The sequence below is a fragment of the Amycolatopsis sp. NPDC024027 genome (assembly GCF_040638975.1).
Classification (GTDB): Bacteria; Actinomycetota; Actinomycetes; order Mycobacteriales; family Pseudonocardiaceae; genus Amycolatopsis.
In genome coordinates this window covers 134,251-156,835 of record NZ_JBEZYY010000022.1, presented here as the reverse complement: position 1 = coordinate 156,835, position 22,585 = coordinate 134,251, and the positions used below count along the sequence as shown (strand labels likewise).

23 protein-coding genes and 1 pseudogene are annotated in these 22,585 nt (G+C 69.2%); 13 read left to right on the top strand and 11 right to left on the bottom strand.

From position 1 onward, the window contains the following. Nucleotides 1–74 precede the first annotated feature (74 nt). Nucleotides 75–1,304 (bottom strand): pentapeptide repeat-containing protein, encoded by a 1,230-nt coding sequence (locus AB0F52_RS40155; RefSeq protein WP_360182662.1) that lies wholly within the window; start codon nt 1,302–1,304, stop codon nt 75–77. A 502-nt stretch (nt 1,305–1,806) separates the two neighbouring features. Between AB0F52_RS40155 and AB0F52_RS40150 the strand changes: the two genes are divergently transcribed. From AB0F52_RS40150 to AB0F52_RS40125, 6 genes are all read left to right on the top strand, one after another. Beyond that, the gene (locus AB0F52_RS40150) at nt 1,807–1,995 is read left to right on the top strand and encodes a hypothetical protein (protein ID WP_360182660.1); all 189 of its coding nucleotides are present in this window, start codon (nt 1,807–1,809) and stop codon (nt 1,993–1,995) included. Between the two features lie 242 nt (nt 1,996–2,237). Continuing rightward, nucleotides 2,238–4,388: a tetratricopeptide repeat protein gene (locus tag AB0F52_RS40145; RefSeq protein WP_360182657.1), complete on the top strand. Its 2,151-nt coding sequence runs from the start codon at nt 2,238–2,240 to the stop codon at nt 4,386–4,388. A 46-nt stretch (nt 4,389–4,434) separates the two neighbouring features. Continuing rightward, complete coding sequence (locus tag AB0F52_RS40140; protein WP_360182655.1) at nt 4,435–4,569, top strand: hypothetical protein; 135 nt, start codon at nt 4,435–4,437, stop codon at nt 4,567–4,569. Nucleotides 4,570–5,306: 737 nt separating this feature from the next. Beyond that, nucleotides 5,307–6,116: an NB-ARC domain-containing protein gene (locus AB0F52_RS40135; RefSeq protein ID WP_360182652.1), complete on the top strand. Its 810-nt coding sequence runs from the start codon at nt 5,307–5,309 to the stop codon at nt 6,114–6,116. Nucleotides 6,117–6,121: 5 nt separating this feature from the next. After that, complete coding sequence (locus AB0F52_RS40130) at nt 6,122–7,675, top strand: tetratricopeptide repeat protein (protein WP_360182649.1); 1,554 nt, start codon at nt 6,122–6,124, stop codon at nt 7,673–7,675. After that, the gene (locus tag AB0F52_RS40125) at nt 7,663–8,031 is read left to right on the top strand and encodes a hypothetical protein (protein WP_360182646.1); all 369 of its coding nucleotides are present in this window, start codon (nt 7,663–7,665) and stop codon (nt 8,029–8,031) included. The genes AB0F52_RS40130 and AB0F52_RS40125 overlap by 13 nt, the downstream gene beginning before the upstream one ends. 113 nt (nt 8,032–8,144) lie before the next feature. Here AB0F52_RS40125 and AB0F52_RS40120 read toward each other — a convergent pair whose 3' ends face one another. Continuing rightward, nucleotides 8,145–8,630, bottom strand: a complete 486-nt coding sequence (locus tag AB0F52_RS40120; protein WP_360182643.1) for a hypothetical protein — start codon at nt 8,628–8,630, stop codon at nt 8,145–8,147. 650 nt (nt 8,631–9,280) lie between these two features. On the opposite strand from AB0F52_RS40120, the pseudogene rlmN reads away from it, so the two are divergent. The 3 genes and pseudogenes from rlmN to AB0F52_RS40105 form a co-directional block, all read left to right on the top strand. Continuing rightward, nucleotides 9,281–9,871 (top strand): annotated as a pseudogene (gene rlmN / locus AB0F52_RS40115) (23S rRNA (adenine(2503)-C(2))-methyltransferase RlmN); the annotation flags it as partial. Between the two features lie 32 nt (nt 9,872–9,903). Beyond that, entirely contained in the window at nt 9,904–10,170 is a 267-nt protein-coding gene (locus tag AB0F52_RS40110) for a hypothetical protein (protein WP_103343090.1), read from the top strand. Between the two features lie 223 nt (nt 10,171–10,393). After that, on the top strand, nt 10,394–10,714 hold the full coding sequence (locus tag AB0F52_RS40105) for a hypothetical protein (protein ID WP_360182640.1): 321 nt from the start codon (nt 10,394–10,396) through the stop codon (nt 10,712–10,714). Here the strand turns inward: AB0F52_RS40105 and AB0F52_RS40100 are convergent. The 3 genes from AB0F52_RS40100 to AB0F52_RS40090 all read right to left on the bottom strand — a co-directional run bounded on the left by AB0F52_RS40100 (nt 10,695) and on the right by AB0F52_RS40090 (nt 14,685). Beyond that, a complete protein-coding gene (locus AB0F52_RS40100) occupies nt 10,695–11,837 on the bottom strand; it encodes an MAB_1171c family putative transporter (RefSeq protein WP_360182637.1) in 1,143 nt (380 codons plus the stop codon). The genes AB0F52_RS40105 and AB0F52_RS40100 overlap by 20 nt on opposite strands. Next, the gene (locus tag AB0F52_RS40095; protein ID WP_360182634.1) at nt 11,834–12,349 is read right to left on the bottom strand and encodes a hypothetical protein; all 516 of its coding nucleotides are present in this window, start codon (nt 12,347–12,349) and stop codon (nt 11,834–11,836) included. The genes AB0F52_RS40100 and AB0F52_RS40095 overlap by 4 nt, the downstream gene beginning before the upstream one ends. Nucleotides 12,350–12,459: 110 nt before the next feature. Then, nucleotides 12,460–14,685: a molybdopterin-dependent oxidoreductase gene (locus AB0F52_RS40090; protein WP_360182631.1), complete on the bottom strand. Its 2,226-nt coding sequence runs from the start codon at nt 14,683–14,685 to the stop codon at nt 12,460–12,462. Between the two features lie 177 nt (nt 14,686–14,862). Between AB0F52_RS40090 and AB0F52_RS40085 the strand changes: the two genes are divergently transcribed. Further along, entirely contained in the window at nt 14,863–15,936 is a 1,074-nt protein-coding gene (locus AB0F52_RS40085) for a serine hydrolase domain-containing protein (protein ID WP_360182628.1), read from the top strand. A gap of 13 nt (nt 15,937–15,949) precedes the next feature. Here the strand turns inward: AB0F52_RS40085 and AB0F52_RS40080 are convergent, their stop codons facing one another. Then, nucleotides 15,950–16,384, bottom strand: coding sequence for a MerR family transcriptional regulator (locus AB0F52_RS40080; protein ID WP_360182625.1), 435 nt, complete (start codon nt 16,382–16,384; stop codon nt 15,950–15,952). Nucleotides 16,385–16,408: 24 nt separating this feature from the next. Here AB0F52_RS40080 and AB0F52_RS40075 point away from each other — a divergent pair, with 24 nt between their 5' ends. Next, a complete protein-coding gene (locus AB0F52_RS40075; RefSeq protein WP_360182622.1) occupies nt 16,409–17,803 on the top strand; it encodes an MFS transporter in 1,395 nt (464 codons plus the stop codon). On the opposite strand, the gene AB0F52_RS40070 is transcribed toward AB0F52_RS40075, so the two are convergent. Both AB0F52_RS40070 and AB0F52_RS40065 read right to left on the bottom strand, forming a co-directional pair. After that, the gene (locus AB0F52_RS40070; RefSeq protein WP_360182619.1) at nt 17,778–18,062 is read right to left on the bottom strand and encodes a ubiquitin-like small modifier protein 1; all 285 of its coding nucleotides are present in this window, start codon (nt 18,060–18,062) and stop codon (nt 17,778–17,780) included. The genes AB0F52_RS40075 and AB0F52_RS40070 overlap by 26 nt on opposite strands. Nucleotides 18,063–18,065: 3 nt before the next feature. Continuing rightward, on the bottom strand, nt 18,066–19,148 hold the full coding sequence (locus AB0F52_RS40065; RefSeq protein WP_360182616.1) for an exo-alpha-sialidase: 1,083 nt from the start codon (nt 19,146–19,148) through the stop codon (nt 18,066–18,068). 162 nt (nt 19,149–19,310) lie between these two features. Here AB0F52_RS40065 and AB0F52_RS40060 point away from each other — a divergent pair, with 162 nt between their 5' ends. Continuing rightward, nucleotides 19,311–19,682 (top strand): YciI family protein, encoded by a 372-nt coding sequence (locus tag AB0F52_RS40060; protein ID WP_360182613.1) that lies wholly within the window; start codon nt 19,311–19,313, stop codon nt 19,680–19,682. 51 nt (nt 19,683–19,733) lie between these two features. Beyond that, nucleotides 19,734–20,549 (top strand): NAD(P)H-binding protein, encoded by an 816-nt coding sequence (locus tag AB0F52_RS40055; RefSeq protein WP_360182610.1) that lies wholly within the window; start codon nt 19,734–19,736, stop codon nt 20,547–20,549. Between the two features lie 401 nt (nt 20,550–20,950). On the opposite strand, the gene AB0F52_RS40050 is transcribed toward AB0F52_RS40055, so the two are convergent. Genes AB0F52_RS40050 through AB0F52_RS40040 form a run of 3 tightly spaced genes read right to left on the bottom strand, consistent with a single transcriptional unit; the run spans nt 20,951 to nt 22,577 of the window. Beyond that, on the bottom strand, nt 20,951–21,913 hold the full coding sequence (locus tag AB0F52_RS40050) for an NAD(P)-dependent alcohol dehydrogenase (protein ID WP_360182607.1): 963 nt from the start codon (nt 21,911–21,913) through the stop codon (nt 20,951–20,953). Further along, the gene (locus AB0F52_RS40045) at nt 21,910–22,134 is read right to left on the bottom strand and encodes a helix-turn-helix transcriptional regulator (protein WP_360182604.1); all 225 of its coding nucleotides are present in this window, start codon (nt 22,132–22,134) and stop codon (nt 21,910–21,912) included. The genes AB0F52_RS40050 and AB0F52_RS40045 overlap by 4 nt, the downstream gene beginning before the upstream one ends. Beyond that, the gene (locus tag AB0F52_RS40040; protein WP_360182601.1) at nt 22,128–22,577 is read right to left on the bottom strand and encodes a hypothetical protein; all 450 of its coding nucleotides are present in this window, start codon (nt 22,575–22,577) and stop codon (nt 22,128–22,130) included. Before AB0F52_RS40040 ends, AB0F52_RS40045 begins: the two co-directional genes overlap by 7 nt. Nucleotides 22,578–22,585: the final 8 nt, after the last annotated feature.

Genomic DNA, 22,585 nt, shown 5'->3' with positions numbered 1-22,585 from the left:
CGTTGGGACGAATTTAAAATATTGACCAGCGAATTGACCGTGTTCGACGAGTCAATCCAGATATGTGCTTAAATTCAGAGTTGATCCTCCTGTGTAACGATTTCGTGCCATTGGCCGCCCGCTTCGCGACGGTTCTCGTCGGAGGCTTGGCTCGTCGAGAACTTGACCCAGTGTTCTGGCCAGCATGTTGCCGGGTCGTCGCCTACTCGGGTTCGTGCGCCAGTGAGGTTGACGCCCGCCTCGAATGTCGCGCCATCGAATCTTGCGCCGCGACAAAAGGTTGATTCCTTGAAGCTTGCGTGTCCGTTGAAGTGTGAACCCGCGAAGAATTCGTCAGCGTTGAACAAGGGCTTTCCGGCAAAAGTGGTATATGAGAACCATGCATCAGAGCTGAACTTTGAGCCGCGGAAGTCTGCCATGAAGGTCTCCGCCGTTGGATGTCTAATGAACTCGGCGCTTTGAATGAAGGCCATATTGCATGAAAATGATCTAAAAGTAGTCTCGCCTGAGAATATTGTGCCGTTGCAGGTGATGGTGGAAAGCTCGCACTGGTTCATTGCGAAATCGATGAGATAGGCGCCGGTGAGGTCGATATCGATGTCAGGCCAGAACTTCGGGTTGCTTGGTTGCCCCTCTTTGTCTCGGTATGGCTTGAGGTGGCTGGCGAGGATCCGCTGCGCAGTCTGCCGTACTTGGCGTTCTTGCTCGCGTTGCTCGAGTTCTGGGGCGTTTAGGTTTGAGTCTGCAGCGAAAGTGATGTCTCCTTCCTGGGCGGACGCAGGCAGCCGGTGAGCATGGATAAGCGTTTGCTGGTCGGCTGGCGTGTAGGGCATGCGTAGATATGCGCAGAGGACATCCACGATTGTCTGTCGGTGGGTTCTGTTGTCGTGGGCGAGTCGTTCTAGGGCGTGCAAGCCGCCTAGTCTGACGAGTGCCTTGTCATTGCCTAACTGCTCGACGGCCTTGGTGTATAGCTCTGTGATGCGGCGTTCTGTGGCGTCGTGGTTGTTAACTGAGGCGACCTGTTCTTTCTGGATCAAGTCGTCAGCTTGTAGGTCGAGTGCGAGTTCGGTGGAGCGCTGCCGGCGGACGGCGAGCAAGAGTGCCAACGCAGCACCCGTGCCCCCGGCGGTTGCTAGCCCCGTGCGGATCGCATCTGCGTGAGCTTGTGCCGACGCAGGTCCCGTTGAGCCTTCGCTTTGTAGCCAGAGCGTCCATCCGACACTGACGCCCGCGACAACAACGAGCAGCGCCGCGATGGCAACCCACCACCAGCGAAGTGGCCGAAGCCGGATCCGCTGCATTCCCGCAAGACTGGACTGATTAGACACGACATCAGCATGCCCTATCTCGTGGCGAGCAATGCTGAAGTACCGTCACATTTTCGACTGGGAATCCCGTAGGAGTGACTCTGAGCGCAGCTCGTTGCCGACTACTCCACCGGAGGGGCTGTCGCGTCGAAGTTCTCGGTGATACTTCCGAGAGCTGTGTCTTCCCGCTCGATGGGACCGCCACGCGAGCGTCTGACGCCGTGGCACGGCGGTGTCGCGGCACGACGGTCGCCCGATCGGGGTCGAGACGCGGTTGAGTCTCGCTGGCGGCGCTGCCACACCCGGGGCCAGGAGATCGCCGCCGCTTGTGGGCAGCTCGCCGCCGATGGGTAGGCCCTCGTGACACGGGATGCGTAATTGACAGCCCCGACAACGGTCACTCAGCGGCTACTTACGACGCCGGCGAGGATACTGGCCGAGTGTCGAGCAGCGAACGAAAGAAGCGGCAGCCACGCGCCGCGCCGCGGTCGAAAGCGTGGCGGCCTACCGCGCCGATGAGAACGCGGATCTCTACAACATCACCGATGCCGCCGCCCGGGAGGACGCGGTGATGGCTGCTCTGAACCTGACCGCGCTGGCGGCAGCGGCTGTGACGGCCCTCGCCGAGGCGACGGGCCGTACGCCGTTGCAGGCTTTGCGCTTGATCGACCGCGAAGGACGTTAAGGAACTCCCGGCAGAGCATCAGTCCAGGCGCTGGCGTCCCGTCGGACGCCACCCGGTGCAGGCCTCGGAACATTGCATTCACGGACAGTGGTTGTTTGTAACGGTGGCGGAGTCTTGCGCGACTGACTCACATGCTGGCGCCATGGCGGATCTGCGTTGGCAAGGGGTGTGGAGGTGAGCCGGAGGATCGCCCGGGAATCGCCGCACTCGAGACATCGCTCAGAGAGGCGTGACCGCTGCCCATGGATCCGATTCATACCCGAAATCTCGCAGGTGGCGGCGATCTCGGTTCGGTGGTGCAGGCCGGAACGATCCAGCAGCTCTCTGTCATGGGGACTAATCGGTGGTGGTCGGCTCCTGCCGTGCCCCGGCAACTCCCGCAGGCCATGCCCGGCTTCACCGGCAGGCAGGAGCAATTGGCGTTCCTGGATGCGCAGCTACGCGTGGAAGCCCAGGACGACCGAGCTGAGGCCGTAGTGATCACTGCGGTTGACGGAACCGGCGGCGTTGGCAAGACAACGCTGGCGCTGCACTGGGCACGAAAGGTCGAGCGGCAGTTCCCCGACGGGAGCCTGTTCGTCAACCTCCGCGGCTACGGGCCTGGCGCCCCACTCTCCCCAAGCGAGGCGTTGGAAGGATTCCTGCAGGCTCTCGGTGTGCCGGGTGAGATGATCCCTCCCGGCATCGAAAGCCAGGCTGGCCTGTACCGGTCGCTGCTGGCCGGCAAGCGCATGCTTATCGTCTTGGACAACGCGAACACACCCAGCCAGGTCAGACCGCTGCTCCCGGGCGACCCCGGCTGTCTGGTCCTGGTGACCAGCCGGGCGTCGCTGACCGGGCTGGTTGTCAACACCTCGGCTCGCCGGATGGCCTTGGATCTCCTTGGCCCGGACGAGGCCAGGAGCATGCTCGGGACCTTGATCGGCCCCGCGATCTCCGCGGCGGACCCCGGTCAGGTGGACGAGCTCATCAGGCTGTGCGCCAGGCTGCCCTTGGCCTTGCGCATCGCGGCAGCTCGCGTCACTGAGATCGACGACCTCACCATCGCCGATCTCATCGCGGAACTCGCCGACGAGCCAGCCCGCTTGGACACGCTGAGCATGTCCGACGATGAAGAAGCCACGGTCCGCGCGGTGTTCGACGGCTCTTACCGCATGCTCGACGCCGCCGCGTCGCGGCTGTTCCGGCTGCTGGGCTTGTTCCCGGGAGCGGATATCAGTACCCACGCTGCCGCGGCTCTTGCCGGACTCGATCTGGCGGCGACCCGGCGGCTGCTGGGCAAGCTCGCGACGGCACACCTGATCGAACCGGCCGGACGACATCGCTACCGCCTCCACGACCTGCTGCGCAGTTATGCCGCGGAACGAGCGGGTCGCGAGAACACGCAATCCGAGCGTGAGCAGGCAGAACGGCGGCTGGTCGAGTGGTATGCCCAGCAGGTGGCAGCAGGGAAACTGGTCACTCACCCACCGTCCAGGGCCGACCCGTTCCGCGAGCCGCTGGCGGATGACCTGCCGAAATTGGCGTTTTCCTCGATCGACGACGTCACTGCCTGGTGGGACCAGGAGACCACCAATGTGTCTGCAGTCCTGCGCTGGAGTGCCACGAACATGGCGCGCCTCAAGCTGACGGTGATGCTGCTGTACGGGGCGACAGGGACCTTCACGCGTCGAGGCCGGTGGACCGACGTCGTCGACGTCGTCGAGTCGACCGTGGCCGCAGCACAGCGCAGCGGCGAGGAGCTCATCGAAGCCCACATGCTCTGTCAGCTGGCCGAATTCCTCTGGGACATGCCCGAGCGCAACGCCGACCGGGCCATCGAAGTCGCGACACGGGGCTTGGCGCTGGCGGAACGTCTCGGCCGGACATCTGCTATGTCGTGGGCGCTCAACACCTTGGCCCTGATCAGCATCGCCCAGCGTCGATACGATGACGCCGCCGGCTACCTGCACAGAGCGCGCCCGCTGAGTGCCGGCTATCAGAACGGGCGCATGGAGGGAGTCATCGAAGGCAACCTCAGCGAGGTCCATGCTTGTCTGGGCAACCACGAACAATCTCTCGAGCACGCCGAGCGCGAGCTGGTGCTGCGCCGCCGAGCCGACGATGTGGAAGGCCTCGAGTTCGCCTCCCCCTATCACTTCGCGCTGGCGTACCAGAGCCAGGGCCGGAACGCCGAGGCCGTGAAGATCTGCAATGAAGCGCTCTCTCGGTTAAACAAGCGCCGCGGTCATCTCAGGAGCGTCGGCAGGCTCCTCGACGTCATGGCGGAATCATTTGTCGAGCTGGGCGATCGCCGACAGGCAGCGGCTTGCTGGGAGAAGGCACTCGCGATCTACGACGTATTCGACCTCCCGCGCTCCGCGGAAATTCGTGCGCACCTGCGAGGAGAGTGATCGTCGGTCGACCTTCGGCGGCCGGCGCGCCACAGCCGCATTCGGCATGAGCGCGCATTCGAGGCTGCGTCCCGCCGGTCACGGCCAGGGTGGTCGCGACGAAGTCCTCGAACGACCGCGGCGGGCGGCCCAAGGCACGCTGGACACCGTCAGCCAGGTCGGCACCGCGGCCGTCGCGTAGATCGACCAGCAGCCCGGTGAGCAGGTTCGCCACGTGTTCCGGGACGCCGTAACGCCACACGGAGAAAGCGCCGATCCGGTCGGCCGCTTCGGTCGGGATGCCACGCTCGATCGCCGTACTCCGAAGCTGTTCGAGATGGTTCATGGCCGAGCACTCTCGGCACATCCGCCGGTGATCATCCGACCGCTGAGCTCTGTGGGCCAGATCACGATTGAGGTCGACCTCGGGCCAGGCCGGAAGCTCGTCGCACCGGCGCACCACGCTGGCCGAGAACGACAGAGCCCAAGGAGAGCACCGCCATGTCCATCACCCTGACCGATCAGGACCCCGGCATCCGCATCCCCCAGACCGGACTCGCGATGACCGAGCCTGCTCATCGGCAGGAGAGGACGTACGAGCGGTCGCGGTAGAGGACGCACGATCACGTTCTGTAGCTCGGGCAAACGTGCCTGGTCAGCTCACCGGTGAAGCCGCAGCGGGCTTACTTCCGCCCGGGGATGGGCGTCGGATGTGGGCTGGTTCGCCGAACGTCGAGGCGTCCAAACTTGGCGTGCACGATTCCACCAAATTGCCGAGCCCGTTCCTTCGCGTATCATCCGTGCAGCTCACCGGGCACGTACGGGTGGTGGCCGTCTTCAGTGTCAGGCCTCGGTCTGAGGACTGCGTTGCGTGGTCCGTGTGGGTTGATTTGGGAATTCCTGCTGTGTCGGCGTCATGGGGGCGACACACTGATTTCCGTGACGGATGGCGCGGGTGTTCGGGATGCTGCCGGCAGCTGGGACGCTGAACCGGCGATGCGGGCCGGGGGGTTCCAGCACGTGTCACGGGCCATGTCGGCTGACCTGCGGGTACGTGGAGTTGAGCCAGCGGTGCCGCGGCAGCTGCCGCTGGCGATTCCCGATTTCACCGGTCGTGTCGAGCACATCGCAGCCTTGGACGCGCTTCTGCCCGCGGAGGACGGCGGTGTGGGGGGAGCTGTGGTGATCTCGGCGGTGGACGGTACTGCAGGAATCGGGAAGACCACATTGGCGGTGTGGTGGGCTCATCGAGTCCAGGACCGCTTCCCCGACGGCACGTTGCATGTGAATCTGCGTGGTTACGGTGCTGCTGCTCCTGCCGCTCCCAGCGAGGTGCTGGAGGGATTTCTGCGCGCGTTGGGACTGCAAGCCGAACAGATCCCGGTAGGTGTCGAGGCTCAGACGGGGTTGTTTCGGTCGGTGTTGGCCGGGCGGCGGATGCTGATTGTGCTGGACAACGCGAACAACGCCGACCAGGTCCGTCCGTTGTTACCGGGATCGCCGGGGTGTGTCGTCGTGGTGACTAGCCGGGAGAGCCTGACCGGGCTGGTGGTGACCGAGGCGGCGACCCGGTTGACCCTGGATCTGCTGCCCGAGGACGAAGCTGTGGAGTTGGTAACCAGCATCCTCGGGCCTGCCGGTAGCGCTGTCGAACCGGACGCGATCCGGGAATTGGTGCGGTTTTGCGCCCGGTTGCCGCTGGCGCTGCGGATTGCCGCAGCCACGTCACGACTTCGGACGTCACCGTAGGCGACGTGGTGTCCGAACTCGCCGACGAGAGGTTTCGTCTGGATGCGTTGAGCGAAGACGGCGATGAACGGGCTTCGGTACGGGCTGTGTTTGACTGGTCCTACCAACGTTTGTCGGCTGAACAGGCGCGGCTGTTCCGCCGGCTCGGACTGCATCCCGGTGAGGAATTCAGTGTAGAAGCGGCCGCTGCGGTGGCAGAGCTTGACCTGCATGACGCGCAGCGGGTGCTCGCGGCGCTGGCGCGAGCGCACCTGATCGAGTCAGTAGCCAGCCGGCGCCGGTACCGATTTCACGACTTACTGCGCGCCTACGCCGCCGACCGCGCCAAGCGTGACGACTCGTCGGTAGAGCGGGCGCATGCCAGGACTGCGCTGCTGACGTGGTACGCCCACCATGCCAAGGCAGCACTCCGAACTCTGTTTCCGGCGCATCGCGACTGGGATCCCGCTCTGCGCCTGACCACCTCAACCAGCCCGGAAATCCGGCTGTCCGAGCATGAAGAGACGTGGGCGTGGACTGACGTCGAGGTGGACAACCTGGTTGCTGCCACCCGGCACGCTGACCAGCACGAAGAGACGTCCTTGACTCTCCTCCTCGTCTCGACCACCACAATGATCTTGCATCGGCGGGGACGCTGGGACGACCTGTTCGATCTGTACTCGCGGGGTCTGAGGGCAGCCCGTCGCAGTGGTAGCCGCCTCGCCGAGATCCAGGCCTTGATCAATGTGGGGGAGACGTCTCAACTGCTTGGCCAATGGCGAGGCGCCGAGGGCGTTCTTCTGGCCGCGTTGGATATGGCCCGTGATTCCGAGGAGCAATGGTGGGAAGCGACGGCGCTCCTGCAACTTGGTGATGGGTACCTGGCACAGGAGGACTACGCGCAGGCGCGGGACTGTCTGCTGGCGGCGTTGCCGCTGGCGCCCGGTGCGCAGCACGGACGCATAGAAGCTCAGATCGAGTCCGACTTGAGCGAGGTGTGCCTCCAGTTGGGCGACTATCAGGGGGCACTGCAGCACGCTGGCCGCGGCTTCGTCCTCAGCCAGCGAGCCGGCGATCGAGAAGGTGAGGCCGGCATTCTTTGCGCTATGGCGATGAGCCACCACAGCTTAGGAGACACTCACCGGGCCATCGAGTTGTGCGAGCAGGCACTCGGCATCGTTTCGCACAAATTCTTCCCCACGTCTGTCGCTCACGTGCTGGACACGCTCGGCGTTGTGCTGCGCGAGAGCGGCGACATTGCTCGGGCACTTGACTGCTGGCGCGAAGCCCTGCGAATCTACGGCGACACCCGCCATAAGAGGGCCGAACGCGTGCGTGAGCGACTCCGCGCCTTGAAGCTGCTGCTGGCATGCCTACACAGGCTTGACGAGACGGTGGTTTCCGACTACCCAGCCCAGTTATCGTGCCCGGAAATGGGCCAGCACTTCGCTGCGATCTCGACCAACACCCTGCCTCATCCGCTCATCCGCTCATCCGCTCGTCGGCATGAGCGCGCGCCTGGCCCGCCCGTCCGACCGTCGCTCACCGGGCCCCGGAATCGCCGGACATGGCTGACCTGAACAGGGTCGGCCCGCCGGATTTCGAAGGCCTTGCCGGCTATCCGGCGCTTCGGCACGTGGTCAGCACGCGGTGGGGTGAGGCCAACGCGTGGCATTCGGCTTGCAAGCGGGCCGGAATCGAGGCATTCCGCGCCGCACGCGCCCAAGGGCCGGGGCGGGAAGGCGCGGTCGTCCGGGCGGTGGAAGCCGAGATCGGGCACAAGGCCGGGCCGTTCTCGTTGCGGATCATCGTGCTGCCGGTCCTTGATCAGCAGATCCGCTCAGCCGGAACGGCCACGTACCTCGTACCCGAGCTCGTGCATGCCAGTGGCGCATACGACGTCTGGCTGCGCGAACTCGTCCGCAAGCTCGCCTGAACGCACGGCGGCAGCGACCAAACACCCGGTCGTCCGGCGGCCAGACATGTGGCCCTACGCATCGATTCCTCGAACACCGGACCAGCCCTCTTCTTTGCCGTGCTCGCGGGAGGTCACCGCCAGCGAGACAGCCACCACAGGCACGCGTCGAACCGTTCCCCCCACTTCTCCAGCTTCAGATCCAGCCTCACGCCGTGGTGCCACATGAACAGCAGGAGGGTGGCGCCCGCGCCGGTCAGGGTCAGCAGGCTGCCGGCCACGATGACCGGAGTGTGCTCGTCACCGGGGTCCAATTCCGCGCGCCGCTCTCCCGGCCACACCCGGATCTGCACCTGGCGCCCCGACTTGATCTCGCGTCCCTGATGGTGCTCGAACGCCTCCGTCCTGGTCACCCCGTCGGGCCCGGTGTACCGGACGTACGCGGTCGAGGCCTCCCGGACGTCGGTCGAGACGACCCGCCCCGGGAAGAGCCCCGCCGACCGGTTCACGTCCGCGGCCATGGCGACGCCGGTCCACACCACGGCGAGCCCGCCGACCAGCACCACGAGAGGGAGCCACAGCCGGGCCGCCTCGGGCAGCCAGGACCTCGACGACGTCATGCCACCAGCACGCCGGGAAGGCCGTGGCGGTTGCCTGGCGCGCCGGAAACGCTCGGCCTGTCTCGTCCGGGCCGGTCCCGCGGCGGTGTCGGCGTCCGCACATCGGCAGAAGAGGACGTTCAAGTGTGATGTGAGAGCACCGCGGTGGGCGGATCGTGTGCGCCTCGGGAGCTAGCGATCATTGGGTCAGGGCTGGCGGAGGTTGCCGATCACGGCCATCTTCGCCACGCCGCCGCAACGGTCGTCAGCCCAGTAAGTTTTCGATTCGATCCAGGAGCAGCGGAGTAGGGCACGGTGATTCTGCTGAACGGCTGCACTCTGTCGGGAGGATCGGCCACCATGGCGATGATCTGGTTCTTCGTGAGCAGGCTGTATGGCTCTGCGTCGAACTTCGCCAGATCGAGCGGGTGGTCGACTGGTTTAACGGCAGCGGGCATCGGCCTGCGCTGGCGTCAGCGGCTGAGCCCAGCACGCGGTCGGTGTTGACGGGGTTGTATCCGGGTGAGCAGGCTTGCTGACACCAGGGAAGCGGGCCGGTCCCGGAGCCGCCGCTTCCGGAAGTGTTCGACCTTGGGCAAGGTCGGCGTGCTTCGGGGTGATGAGTAACACAGGAATGCGTAGTGGCGTTCTGACCTGTGCAGACGTCAGTCCTGGTGTTTTGTAAAACGGTCGGGATGGGTGAGCCACTCGCGAATTACAAGCGCGTGGTGGCCGCGGTCCGGCGGATCACGGATCCGGCTCCTGGTGGTTTGGGGATCGGGCAGCGTTCGGTGACGGTGTCGACCGTGGGGTTGGCTCCGGCGATTCGTAAGCTGGCGGACGAGAAGATGCAGGTTCGGCTGGCGGTGTCGTTGCACACGCCGGATGACGAGCTGCGGGACACGTTGGTGCCGGTGAACGAGCGTTGGTCGGTGGACGAGGTGCTGTCCGCGGCGCGGTACTACGCGGACACGTCCGGTCGGCGGGTGTCGATCGAGTACGCGTTGATCCGGGACATCAACGACCAGCCGTGGCGCGCGGAGTTGCTGGCCAAGCGGCTGCGCAAGCACTTGGGCCAGCTGGTGCACGTGAACGTGATTCCGTTGAACCCGACTCCGGGTTCGAAGTGGGACGCGTCGCCGAAGCCGGTGGAGCGGGAGTTCGTGCGGCTGGTCAATGCCGGGGGAGTAGCGTGCACGGTACGTGACACGCGCGGTCAGGAGATCGCCGCCGCCTGTGGCCAGCTGGCCGCTGAAGGCTGAGTTTTCGTTTCGGTTATGGAGAAATCGTCGTGATGTATGCCCCCAGCCTGCTGGACCCGGCTGCGGAATCGTTGAAGCTGTCGGACGTGTGCGGTGCGACGCAGGTCGCCCGGGAAGCCCGGACGTTGCTGGGTGAGCGGTTCAGCTCGGTGACGTTCATGTACGTGCTGATGCGGGCGTACGAGGTCGAGTACAACGCGGCGCGGGACGCTTCGCGGTGGCACGAGTTCCACGGTGGGCCGCGGGCGCTGTCGGATGCCGATCTGGAGAAGCTGCTCGCGCCGTGGCTTGACCGCTGACCAGCGTCGAGCCGCCGTGACCGGCCCCGTCAGTTCGGCCGGTACTGCCCGGGGAAACCGGTCGTGGTCAGCGGCTTTCGCCATTGTCGGTCCTTTCTTTTTTCAGCAATGCGTTGCCGGGTGGCCAGACGACGGCGGCGCTCGCGACACCGGCAAACGGTGCCGGTGAGGGCGTACGAATGGTGGCAGACAGTTCCCCGGCCGCGGTGTTAGAACGGTGGGCATGACGCATCGGATTTCTCGGTACGCCGCCATCGCCGTCGGGGTCGTCGCTCTGACCGGCGCCGGTGTCACACCCGCGCACGCCGTCAGTGGCCCGATCCAGAGCTTCACGTTCACCGGGACCGCGCTGACCGCGGTGAACGAGTATTCCTACTTCCCGCTCGGGCCCATCATCCCGTTGCCCGTCTCGATTTCGCGGCTGGTCGACGGTTCCGCGCAGGTCGTGGCCAGCGGCAAGGGTGTTGTGCAGTACCAGTGCAACGGTGCCGCGATCAACACCTACACCGCCAACGGCGTGGTGCTCAGCGTGCCCTGCGGCTGACCGGTCTTCCGGCTGTGCGTGCCGGCCGGGACGCTTCAGCGGCCCCCGCCAGCGATTCGGACAGGGTGACCAGCTCGCGGGCGTCGTCGTCGAGGCTGCCGCCGTCCGGTAGGGCTATCGGCATCGGCTCCTCCGGGACCGGTTCGCGGCGGGCGTGGGCTCGCAACGCCTCCGTCAACCGATCCGGCAACGAACCGTCCAAGAGCGCGACGTACGGGCTGATCCGGACCAGCCCGTCGCGGCATTCGATCACCCGCCGGTAGTAGCGGCGGTGGACGCCGAGCACGCTCAGCGCGTCCCGCCAGCGGCTGAGCGGCGTACGGCTCAGCGCGTCCTCCGGGAACGCCTCGTGCAGCTTCGTCCACAGCGGACGGAGGCGGTGGTACGTCCGCAGGTGCTGCCACCACACCCGGGCCGCCGCCAGGCGGGTCGCGACGCCGGGGTAGGACAGGCCGACGACGAGCAGGATCGCGCTCGGGAACACCAGCCAGACCGTCGCCTGGACCAGCAGCCAGGGGATCGCCGCGCCCGCCCAGTGCACCAGGACCACCGCGATCAGGGTCGCTCCGCCCACCGCGCCGATCGCGAACCCCAGTGACGCCACCGACAGCCCGCGGGCCAGCCGCGGCGCCGCCCCGCGCGCGTAGCGGCGGGCGAAGAAGCAGGCGCTCGCGATGCCGTAGGTCAGGTACAGGTCGGCCGCGAGGTAGAAGATCGAGACCCCCGCGCGGGGGTACTGCGCCGGGGGGACGTCCGGCATGAGCACCGTGACGGTCGCCATCACCAGGATCGCCGCGCCCAGTGGTACCGCTTCCAGCAGGGCGCGCCGTCGTGCCCGGGCGGCCGGGCGGGCCGAGAACAGGAAGAAGCACGCCAGCGAGAAGACCAGGCCGCAGAGGAAGATGTGCTGGAACAGCAGCGGCACGATCCGCCCGGGGTCGGGCTGGTTGACGTCGCCCGCCAAGAGGCCCAGCGGGTAGGCGGCCGCGAAGCAGGCCAGGCAGGCGGTGACCATCCAGCGCGCGACGTCGCCCGGGGCGCGGGTGAGCTGGTAGACCTTCCACAGCAGGGCGGGGAACAGGATCACGCCCTGGACCACGATGAGCGTGATCTTGCTGTTCACAGCCAGCCCAGCCGTTCGTCCAGCGCGGCGTCGATCCCCCGCGCGGCACCCTCGCCCGACGACGGCGGGGCGACCCGGTCGAGGACCGACGCCCACTCCAGGATGATCGTCGCCACCGTCTCGGCCTCCCGCTCGTGATCGGTGTCGTAGGAGGTGCGCAGCAGGGCCCGCCGGACCGCCGCCGGTTCCAGGCCCGGTGCCAGCCGGTCGACCAGGTCGTGGTTCTCCTCGGTGGCGCCGTGGCCGGCCAGCAGGTGGCCCAGCTCGTGCAGGATGATGTGGCGCTGGTGGGGCTTGCTCGTGTCCTGCTGGTAGACGATGTAGTCGGCCTGGGCGGTGGCGATCCAGGCCCCGAACGGCCCGGGCACCGGGATCCGGTGCGGGAGCAGCCGGATCGGGCGGCCGCGCTGCCGGCCGACGCTGCGGCACAGCTCGAGGACGTCGAGCGGCGGCCGGATGCCCAGTTCGTTCAGCAGCCGCCTGCAGCGGCGCCGCAACTCGCGTTCCTTCACCAGCCGCCTTGCCATCGCCGTCGGAGGACCACGGACGGTAGCCCCTTCCGCCCTTACCGTAGACGACGGCACCCCAGTCGATCATCGCCCGCCCCGGGGACCCGGAGCCGCTAACCGTTCTCCCGGGCGATTTCGCACAACGACGCGCGCAGCGGTGAACTGCCGCTCACCGGGTCGCTCGGTCCCTGGCTCAGCACGAGGTTGAGGTTGGCGCTGCCGTCGCCGGTGACCGGATAGCCGGGCTCGCCGAGCCCGGCCGCGGGCTGCCACCAGCCGTGCTGGCCGCACACCACGCCCGGGTCGAGGTTGACGTTGAACTTCGTCCGCGCGCGGACGCTGCCCAGGGGCGTCTCCAGCCGCACCCAGTCGCCGGCGGCGATGCCGCGCGCCGCCGCCGTTTCGGGGTGCAGCTCGACCTGGGGGCCGGGGGCGGACTTGCGCAGGCTGGTGATGGCGCGGTGCTGGGTCTCGCAGAAGAACAGCGACTTGGCGCAGGTGAGGATCAGCGAGTAGCGGGCCGCCAGGTCCGGCCGGGACAGCGGGCTGAGCGACGGCTCGTCGTAGCCCGGCAGCGGCGGGTAGCCCTGCCGGAGCAGCTCCTCGGAATACAGCTCGACCACGCCGGAGGGCGTCCGGAAGCCGCGCTGCTCGTACTTGCGGTGGACCGTCGGCAACGGCAGGCGGATGCCCTCCGGCGCGGCCCGCAGCTGTTCGAGGGTGACGCCGCTGGGCGCGAGCCGGTGACGCCAGGCCGCCTCGATGTCACCGTCGAAGAAGTGCTCGCCCAGGCCGAGCGCGAGCGCCAGGTCGAAGATGATCCGCAGGTCGGGACGGGCTTCGCCGCGCGGGGCGACCAACGGACGGCGCAGCTGGACGGTGGACTGCGCGTCCTGGCTGGTCTCGAACCCGATCCGCAGCGCCTCGGCTTCCCACGCGCTGGTCGCCGGCAGCACGATGTCGGCCTGTTCCGCGGTCGGGTTCAGGAACAGGTCCGTGTGCACGAAGAAGTCCAGCGCGCCGAGCGCGTCCCGGCCGCGTGCGCTGTCGCCGTGGGCCAGCACCAGGTTGGCGCCGAAGTTGACCAGCGCCCGGGCCCGGTACGGGACGCCGTCCAGCGCCGCCCGGTAGAAGTCCTCGCCGGTGACGAACTCGAACCGCGCCGGGCCGAGCGGCCGGTCGGCGACGCCGATGGCCTTGGCTCGCTGCCCGGCGGAGAGCAACGGCATCCCGTCGACCGGATTCGCCGGCACGGGCGTGAACAGGACGTTCCCGCCGGGCACGTCGAGGCAGCCGGTGAGGGCGTACAGCTGGCCGATGGCCCGCACGGTCTGCGTCGCGTTGCTGTGCTGTTCGAGCCCGCTCCAGGTGTAGAACGCGACCGGGCGCGCTTCCCAGAGCAGCCGGGCGGTGGCGGTGATCCGGTCCGCGGGCACGCCGGTGATCCGCTCGGCGACGTCGGGGGTGAACCGGGCGCACTCCGCGGCGATGAGGTCCCACACCCGGCGGGTCGCCACCCCGTCCGGCGGGGGCGTGCCGGGCGCCAGCAGCTCGCCGGTGTCGGTCCGGACCGTCCACGGCGCATTGGTCCACCGGGTGACGAAATCCGTGTCGTACCAGCCGTTTTCGATCATCTCGTGCGTGATGGCGAGCGCGAGCGCGGCGTCCGTGCCGGGCCGGACGCGCAGCCAGTGGTCGGCCTTGCTCGCCAGCCCGGCCCGGCGCGGATCCACCACGACGAGCTTCGCGCCCCGCCGCAGCGCGGCCGTGGTCGCGGTGGCGTGCGCGAGCCGGGACACCGACGGGTTGTACCCCCAGTAGAGGATGCAGCCGGCGCGTTCGAGGTCGGGCAAGTAGGCGCCGGGCACCGGCTCGCCCCAGGTGTAGGTGGTGGCCAGGTGGCGGCCCCAGCCGCACAGCTCCATGTAGCTGACGAGGTTCGGGCTGCCGAAGGCCCGCCGGAGCCGCGTCAGCCAGTCGACTGAGTCCGACATGGCCGACGTCGACGGCGAGGCGGTGCCGAACACGACCGCTTCCGGCCCGGACTCGGCGGCGATCGCCGTCAGCCGCGCCGCGACGGTGGCCAGCGCCTCGTCCCAGCCGATGCGCTCCCAGCCGGGGTCGGCCGCGCCCTTCGGAGCGGTCCGCCGCAGGGGGTGCAGCAGCCGATCGGGGTGCGCGACGATCTCCGGCGCGGCCTTGCCCTTGACGCAGATCGCCTGGCCGGTGGGGTGGCCGGGCAGCGGGCGCAGGGCGAGCAGGCGTCCCTCGTCGACGGTGGCGGTGGCTCCGCACCGGGACACGCACAGCGGGCAGAACGTCGCCACTTCGGTCGCCATCGGCGCACCTCCGATGTGCTCCATCCGGAGCACTGGAGCCATCGTTGCACCCGCGCGCCCGGGTGGCGCACTACAAGTTGATAAAGGACATTTCGTGGAGAATGCGCGGCCGGCCATTTCTCCGGGCCGCCTAAATTCGGTGGCGCCGCCGGCGGCGACCGGGTTAAGTCGATTCCCATGGTGCAGGTGCACGGGACGTGCGATGAACGGTTCCACGAGGTGCGCGACGCGCTGGCGGAGTCCTTGGCCAAGGACGATGTCGGCGCCTCGGTGGCGGTCGTCTTCCGCGGTGAGCCCGTGGTCGATCTCTGGGGCGGGTACGCCGATGCCGACCGGACCGTGGCCTGGGAACGGGACACGATCACCAACGTCTGGTCCACCACCAAGACGATGATCGCCTTGTGCGCCTTGATCCTCGCCGATCGCGGGGAGCTGGACCTCGAGGCGCCGCTCGTCCGGTACTGGCCGGAGTTCGGCGCCGCGGACGTGCGGGTGCGGCACGTCCTGTCGCACACCTCGGGGCTGCCCGTCTGGGACACGCCCATCACCCTCGCCGATCTGGGCGACCCGCCGAAAGTCACCGCGCTGCTGGCTGCGCAGAAACCGCGGTGGACGCCGGGGGAAATCGGCTGTTATCACGCGCTCACGCAAGGGTTTCTGCTCGGCGAGGTGATCCGGCGGGTCACCGGGAAGACGATCGGCGCCTTCTTCGCCGCGGAGGTCGCCGGCCCGCTGGGCGCGGACTTCCACATCGGACTGCCCGAGCGCCACCACCACCGCGTCGCGCCGTCCCTCGCCCCGCCCGGGGGGATGACCGTGCCGCCGCCCACCGAGCACTTCGACGTCGCACCCAATCCCGAGCTGGTGCCCGAGGACACGAACACCGCGGCGTGGCGGCGCGCGGAAATCCCGTCGGGGGCCGGCTACGGCAATGCCCGGTCGGTCGCCGTGGTCCAGTCGGTCCTCACCTCCGGCGGCGCGGGACTGCTGTCGCGGGCCGGGTGCGAGCGGGCGTTGGAAGAGCAGTACCACGGGCTCGACTACGGACTGGGCGTGCCGATGCGGTACGGCCTGGGCTACGGCATCAGCGGCCGGAACTGCTTCTGGGGCGGCATGGGCGGTTCCCTCGTGTTCAACGACCTCGACGCCGGCCTCACGGTCGCCTACGTGATGAACCAGATGCTCGACGCCATCGTGGGCGACGGCCGGGGGATGACCATGGTGGGCGCGGCCTACAGCGGTCTCGGATAGCGGTGGCGCGCGATCAGCCCGGCGGCGCCGGCGCCCACAGGCCGTCCGCGTCGCCCGCTTCCAAGCGGCCCCGGTACACGCCGATCTTGTGGTCGATCAGCCGCAGGTTCTCCTCCAGTTCGGCCAGCCTGGCCAGCACCTCGGCGCGGTGCTCTTCCAGCAGCGCCAGGCGCTCCGGCTCGTTGCCGCGGCCGGCGGCGACCAGGTCCGCGTAGCGGCGGATCGTCTTGATCGGCATGCCCGTGGCGCGCAGCTTGGTGCAGATCTTGATCCAGTCGAGGTCCAGTTTCCGGTAGCGGCGCCGGCCGCCGCTGGTGCGGTCGACCCGGGTGACCACCAGGCCCGCTCGTTCGTAGTAGCGCAGCGTGTGCGCGCTGACCCCGGTGCGGCGGGCCGCGTCCGCGATGGTCAGGCCCTCCGCGGGGATCGGCGATTTGACTTCGAGCACGCTCTAAATCCTAGCGTCGATCGCATGAACGTTCCGACCACCAGCCGCCCCCGCCTCGTGCTCGCGATCTGCTGCGCCAGCATCGTCGTCGTGGTGATGGACATCTCCATCGTCACCGTCGCGCTGCCTTCGATCCGCCGTGACCTGGGCGCTTCCGTCTCCGGCCTGCAGTGGACCGTCGACGCCTACACGCTGGTCCTGGCGGCTTTCCTCGTGCTCGGCGGTTCGGCCGCCGACCGGTTCGGCCGCAAGCGCGTCTTCCAGTGCGGCCTGGCCGTCTTCGGCCTCGGGTCGCTGCTGTGCAGCGTGGCCCCGGGCATCGGCTGGCTGATCGCGGCTCGCGCGCTGCAGGCCGTCGGCGGCACCATGCTCAACCCGGTCGCGATGGCCATCGTCGCCACCACCTTTCCCGTCCCGGCCGAGCGCGCCCGCGCCATCGGCGTGTTCGGCTCGATGTCCGGCCTGGCGCTGGCGCTCGGGCCGATCCTCGGCGGTGCGCTCGTCGACGGCTTGGGCTGGCGCGCCGTCTTCTGGGTCAACGTCCCGATCATCGCAGCCGCGCTCGTCGCCACCGCGCTGTTCGTGCCCGAGTCGCGAGCACCGCGGGCCCGCCGCTTCGATCCGGTGGGGCAGGGCCTCGTGCTGCTGGTGCTCGGCAGCGTCGTCGCCGCCCTCATCGAGTCGCACCGGCTGGGCTGGACGTCACCGTGGATCCTCGGCCTGCTCGCCCTCGCCGGGCTCGGCGTGCTGGGCATCCTCGCCTACGAACCGCGCCGCGCCGACCCGCTGCTCGAACTGCGCCTCTTCCGCAGCGTGTCCTTCAGCGCGGCGATCGTCATGGCGCTGTTCGCGCTTTGCGGGTTCGGTGCCTTCCTCTTCGTCACGACGCAGTACCTGCAGGACGTCCGGGGCATGACCCCGCTGACGGCGGGCCTGTGCCTGCTGCCGGTCGGCGTGCTCGTCCTGGTCCTGTCGCCGCGGACCGGGCGGTTCGTCGGCACGCGCGGGCCGCGGTGGCCGCTCGTCGTCGCCGGTGTCGCCCTCGCCGCGGGCGGTGCCGTCTCCGCGTTCCTCGGCCCGGCGACGCCGCTGCCCGCCGTGCTCGCGACCTTCCTGCTGTTCGGCGTGTTCCTCGGCGCGGTGAACCCGCCGATCACCAACACCGCCGTCTCCGGGATGCCGGGGTCGATGGCCGGGGTGGCCGCGTCGCTGGCCTCCGCCGGACGGCAGACCGGCACGACACTGGGCGTCGCGCTCGCCGGTACGGGCAACACGCACGGCGTGTGGTGGCTGGTCGCCGGGCTCGGGGCCGGTCTCCTTGCACTGGCGCTGCTCAGCACCGGACGCCGGGCGGCCGCGACGGCCGATCGCGCGGCGGCGCTGTTCGACGAGCTCAGCCTCCCGCGACCGACGGGATGATCTGCACCTCGGCGTCCTCCCGCAGCACCGTCGCGGTGCCTTCGCGGTGGCGGCACTCCTCGCCGTCGACGTAGAAGTTGACGTACCGGCGCAGCCCCGCCTGCTCGTCGCGCAGCCGCCGCTCGAGCGCCGGGTACCGCTCGGCGAGCGCGTCGAGCAGGCCACCCAGCGTGGCCTGCCCGGCGACCTCGACGTCGAGCCGGGATTCGCCGCCGGCCTTCTCCCGCAGCGTCCCGGGCAGCAGCACGGTGATCCGCACGGTTCACACCCTCGCGGCGCGGACGCTCAGCACGTCGGGCAGGTGTGCCGCGACGAGCCGCCAGCTGTCGCCCTCGTCGCGGCTGGCGTAGACGTCGCCGGTCCGAGAGCCGAAGTACACCCCGGCCGGGTCGGCGTCGTCGGTGCACATCGCGTCCCGCATGACGCCGGCCCAGTACCCGTCCGGCAGGCCCCGCCCCAGCGCCTCCCACGACTTCCCGGCGTCCTCGCTGCGGTACACCCGGCACCGGCCCTCCGGCGGGAACCGCATCGCGTCGGCGACCAGCGGGAACGTGTAGATCACCTCGGGCCGGTCCGGGTGGACGACGATGGGGAAGCCGAAGTCGCTGGGCAGGCCGCCGGCGATGGACTGCCAGGTCGCGCCCGCGTCGTCGCTGCGGTAGACGCCATGGTGGACCTGGGCGAACAGGCGGTCCGGCTCGGAGGGGTGCCGCGCGACCTTGTGCACGCACTGGCCGTACTCGGGGTACGGGTCGGGCACGTGGACCGCCTTGATCCCGGTGTTGCTCGCCTCCCAGGACTCGCCGCCGTCCTCGGTGCGGTAGACGCCGCCGGTGGACATCGCCACCGTGACGCGGCCGGGGTCGGTGGGGTGCGGGAGCACGGTGTGGAGGGCCTTGCCGCCGCCTCCGGGCGTCCAGTGCTCGCGGTGCGGGTGGTCCCACAGGCCGCGGACGAGCTCGTAGGTGCGGCCGCCGTCGGACGAGCGGAACAGGGCGGACGGCTCGGTGCCGGCGTAGACGACGTCCGGTTCGCTCACCGGGCCCGGCACGAGCTGCCACGCCCTGGCCAGGGATTCGCCGGTGTCCGGCGGGAACGCGATCGGCGCGTGGTCGGGTTCGGCCCAGGTCGCGCCCAGGTCGTCGCTGGTGGCCACGCTCGGCCCGAAGTGCTCGCTGGTGACCCCGGCGAGCAGCCGCGGCGTGGCCCGGCGCGTGTCGATGCCGACCGCGTACACCTCGGTCATCGGGTGGTGCGGGCCGGTGACCTCCCAGGTGGCCCGGTCGTCCGTGCTGGTCGCCAGCCACAGACCCTTGCGCGTGCCGATCGCGAGCAGGACGGACATCGGGCACCTTCCTCCGGTGATGCAGGTCACAGGTACTCTGCCGGAAAAATCTCCCCGGGGAAATGTCGAACGCCGGAAGCGGCCGTTCGACGCGGGGGTGAAGGCCGGTCAGCGAGTCCGGGAGGAACCGGGCCCCGGCCGAAAAACACCAGGGAGCAGACCATGCGTTTCCTCATGATGCACCGCGTCGACGAGCGTGACCCGCAGTCGTGGAACCCCAGCCAGGAGTTCATCGGGAAGATGGGCGCGTTCATCCAGGAGGCGGCGGAGAAGGACATCCTCATCACGGCGGAGGGCGTCCACCCGACGGAGAAGGGCTCGCTGGTCCGCAAAGCCCGCGGCGCCGCGATCCGCGTGACCGACGGGCCGTTCGCCGAGGCCAAGGAGGTCATCGGGGGGTTCGCGCTGATCAACGCGGCCGACCGGGCCGAGGCCGTCGAGTTCGCCAAGCGGTACGTCGAGCTGTTCGACCAGGAGATCGAGGTGGAGATCCGCCAGGTCGTCGAGTTCGACGAACTGCCGACGCAGGACTGAGGGCGGCCGGTGGCGCTAGGCTGGCCGGAACGGCTCTCGGGGGGTGGAGCGATGTTCCTGGTCACCGGCGCCACCGGCAATGTCGGCGCGGAAGTGGTTTCGGCACTCGCGGCGGCGGGCGCCCCGGTCCGGGCGCTGGTGCGCCGGCCGGACGTCCCGCTGCCGGACAGCGTCGAGGCCGCGGTGGGCGACCTCAACTCGCCTGGCAGCCTCACCGACGCTCTCAAGGGTGTCGAGGGCGTCTTCCTGATGTCGGGCTACGAGGACATGTCCGGCATGCTGCGGGACGCTGGTGTGCGGCGGATCGTGCTCCTGTCCGGCGGATCGGCGGCGCTGGAAGACCTGGACAACGCGGTCTCCCGCTACATGACGCTGTCCGAGCGCGCGGTGCGGGAATCGGGCCTGGACTGGACGTTCCTGCGGCCGCGCGCGTTCATGTCGAACGCCCTGCGCTGGCTGCCGCAGCTGCGCTCCGGCGACACGGTCCGCGTCCAGTTCCCGGACGTCCCGGTGGCGTGCATCGACCCGGCCGACATCGCGGCGGTCGCGGCGCTCGCGCTGGCCGGCGGGCACGAAGGGCTGGTCCACGAGCTGACCGGGCCGGTGGCGATGCGGCCGGTGGAGCAGGTTTCCGTGCTGGGTTCGGTGCTGGGGCGGGACCTCCGGTTCGTGGGGCTGTCGAACGACGAGACGCGCACCGAGCTCGAGGCGGGCATGCCGCGCGAGTACGTCGACGCGTTCTGGAACTTCTACGTGGACGGGACTTTGGACGAGGCGACGGTGTACCCGGCGGTGCCGGAGGTGACCGGGCGGCCGGCCCGGACTTTCGCCGAGTGGGCCGAGGCGCACGCCGGCGCCTTTCGCTGACGCCGTGAAGGGACGCCGGCGGTGGCGGGGCACCGCGGTCAGCCTGGTCGCGCTCCTCGGGGCCGCGACCCACTTGATCTGGCCCGGGGTGAAGACCTCCCGCCGACGATGGAAACGGTCCGGCTGTTCGCCGACGAGTGCCGGCGGCTGCGCAAGGCCCCTCGGCAACCGGCGGTGACGACGAGGGCGGGACCCGGCTCGCCGGGTACGCCGCGCTCAACGGCCGGCCGGATCCCCAGTTGCTCGAGGAGACGGTGCGGGCCCTCAGCCGGGAGAGCACCGCGTTCATCCAGTACTGGGGCATCCGGACGTTGCCACGCGCGCTACGGCTGAGCGTCTTCCGCTGCTCCCGGGCGCCGCCGGCCACGTCGACCGGGCCGGGAAGCCGGAGGATCGCGGCCTCAGGGGAGGAGGACGACCTTGCCCGCCGCGCGTCCGGCGCGGAGGTGGCCGACCGCGGCGGCGGCGTCCGAGAGGGGATAGGTCCGGTCGAGGGCCGGCGTGAGCCGTCCGGTCTCGAGCATTTCGCGCAGGGTCTCGAGGTCCGCGGGCCGGACGCGGGCGACCAGCCCGCACAACCGGTGCCGCACGAACGGGTTCAGCAGCGCCGCCCGGAAGACGCGCTCGATGCCGCCGAACCACTTGCCGCCTTCACCGCCGACGATCACGAGCGTGCCGCGCGGGGTCAGCGCCCGGCGCAGGTCGGTCAGCGAACGCAGGCCCGCGGTGTCCAGGATCAGGTCGTACCGCCGCGCCGCGAAGTCCTCCCGCGTGTAGTCCACGACGTGCCCGGCGCCGAGCCTGCGGACCAGGTCCGTCTTGGCGGTGCTGCACACCCCCGTGACGTCCGCGCCGAAGGCCTTGGCCAGCTGCACCGCGAAGGATCCGACGCCGCCGGCCGCGCCGATGACCAGGACGCGTTGCCCGGGCCGGACGCGGCCCACGTCGCGCAGGGCCTGCAGGGCGGTACCGCCGGAGACGAGGACCGCCGCCGCCTCCTCGAACGAGACGCGTTCGGGCTTCGTCGCGACGAGCTCCTGCTTCGCGACGGCGTGCTCGGCGAACGCGCCCTCGCAGACGCCGAACACCTCGTCACCCGGCCGGACCCGCGTGACGCCGTCGCCGACCTCCTCGACCGTGCCGGCGAAGTCGAGCCCCCGCACCGGCTGCTTCGGCCGGCGCAGCCCGAAACCCAGCAGGCGCAGCAGGTACGGCTGCCCGGTGGTCAAGTGCCACACGCCCGCGTCGACGCCGGCCGCGTGCACGCGCACGAGGACCTCGCCGGCCGCGGGCGACGGTCTGCCGGCCTCGCTCAGCGCGAGGACGTCCGGGCTGCCGTAACGGTCTTGGACGATGGCTTTCACGACGTCTCCTCCGGGTACTGGAACACTTCTTCGAGCGGAACTCCGAACACGTGCGCGATCTGGAAGGCCATCTCGAGCGACGGCGAGTACCGGCCCTGCTCGATCGCGATGACGGTCTGGCGGGTGACGCCGAGCCGGGTGGCGAGCTCGGCCTGGGTCAGCTGGCCGTGCGCGAAGCGGAGGGCGCGCAGCGAGTTCGTGACGCGCGTCGGCTTCACCACGGCTGGAAACCCCGGCGGTAGGCGAAGATCCGGGCGATCGACCCGAGGATCGCCGAGAGCGTGAACGCCAGGTAGACGGCGTTGGCGATCCAGAAGTGCGGCGCCTCGGCCATCGCGAGCAGCAGCGCGGCGACGGCGCCGATGACGACGAACGAGTGGCCGACGTATTCGCCGAACCGGCCGATCTCGCGGTCGCGCTGGTCCTTCGCGCCGTCTTTCGAAACCATCGCGGCGGCGATGCTCAGCACGATCGTCGCGACGATGGACGCGCCGACCGTCCACAGCAGCGTCGCGACGTAGGGGACTTCGGCCAGCGGGTGCCCGCCGGCCCGGCCGAGGATCAGGACGAGGTACACCGCGTAGCTCGCTACCGCGGCGATCCCGAGGATCCAGGCGCGCTTCTCTTCGTGGGTCACCTCGTCAAGGTAAAACAAACCAGACATCGTGTCAA

Excerpts from the sequence above, each read along its gene's own strand:
- AB0F52_RS40155 (WP_360182662.1), bottom strand. The coding sequence starts at position 1,304 with ATGCAGCGGATCCGGCTTCGGCCACTTCGCTGGTGGTGGGTTGCCATC.
- AB0F52_RS40065 (WP_360182616.1), bottom strand. The coding sequence starts at position 19,148 with ATGTCCGTCCTGCTCGCGATCGGCACGCGCAAGGGTCTGTGGCTGGCG.
- AB0F52_RS40040 (WP_360182601.1), bottom strand. The coding sequence starts at position 22,577 with ATGTCTGGTTTGTTTTACCTTGACGAGGTGACCCACGAAGAGAAGCGC.
- AB0F52_RS40085 (WP_360182628.1), top strand. The coding sequence starts at position 14,863 with ATGGTGCAGGTGCACGGGACGTGCGATGAACGGTTCCACGAGGTGCGC.
- AB0F52_RS40120 (WP_360182643.1), bottom strand. The coding sequence starts at position 8,630 with ATGACGTCGTCGAGGTCCTGGCTGCCCGAGGCGGCCCGGCTGTGGCTC.
- AB0F52_RS40105 (WP_360182640.1), top strand. The coding sequence starts at position 10,394 with ATGACGCATCGGATTTCTCGGTACGCCGCCATCGCCGTCGGGGTCGTC.
- AB0F52_RS40060 (WP_360182613.1), top strand. The coding sequence starts at position 19,311 with ATGCGTTTCCTCATGATGCACCGCGTCGACGAGCGTGACCCGCAGTCG.
- AB0F52_RS40125 (WP_360182646.1), top strand. The coding sequence starts at position 7,663 with ATGGCTGACCTGAACAGGGTCGGCCCGCCGGATTTCGAAGGCCTTGCC.
- AB0F52_RS40090 (WP_360182631.1), bottom strand. The coding sequence starts at position 14,685 with ATGGCGACCGAAGTGGCGACGTTCTGCCCGCTGTGCGTGTCCCGGTGC.
- AB0F52_RS40145 (WP_360182657.1), top strand. The coding sequence starts at position 2,238 with ATGGATCCGATTCATACCCGAAATCTCGCAGGTGGCGGCGATCTCGGT.
- AB0F52_RS40110 (WP_103343090.1), top strand. The coding sequence starts at position 9,904 with ATGTATGCCCCCAGCCTGCTGGACCCGGCTGCGGAATCGTTGAAGCTG.
- AB0F52_RS40140 (WP_360182655.1), top strand. The coding sequence starts at position 4,435 with ATGAGCGCGCATTCGAGGCTGCGTCCCGCCGGTCACGGCCAGGGTGGT.
- AB0F52_RS40075 (WP_360182622.1), top strand. The coding sequence starts at position 16,409 with ATGAACGTTCCGACCACCAGCCGCCCCCGCCTCGTGCTCGCGATCTGC.
- AB0F52_RS40055 (WP_360182610.1), top strand. The coding sequence starts at position 19,734 with ATGTTCCTGGTCACCGGCGCCACCGGCAATGTCGGCGCGGAAGTGGTT.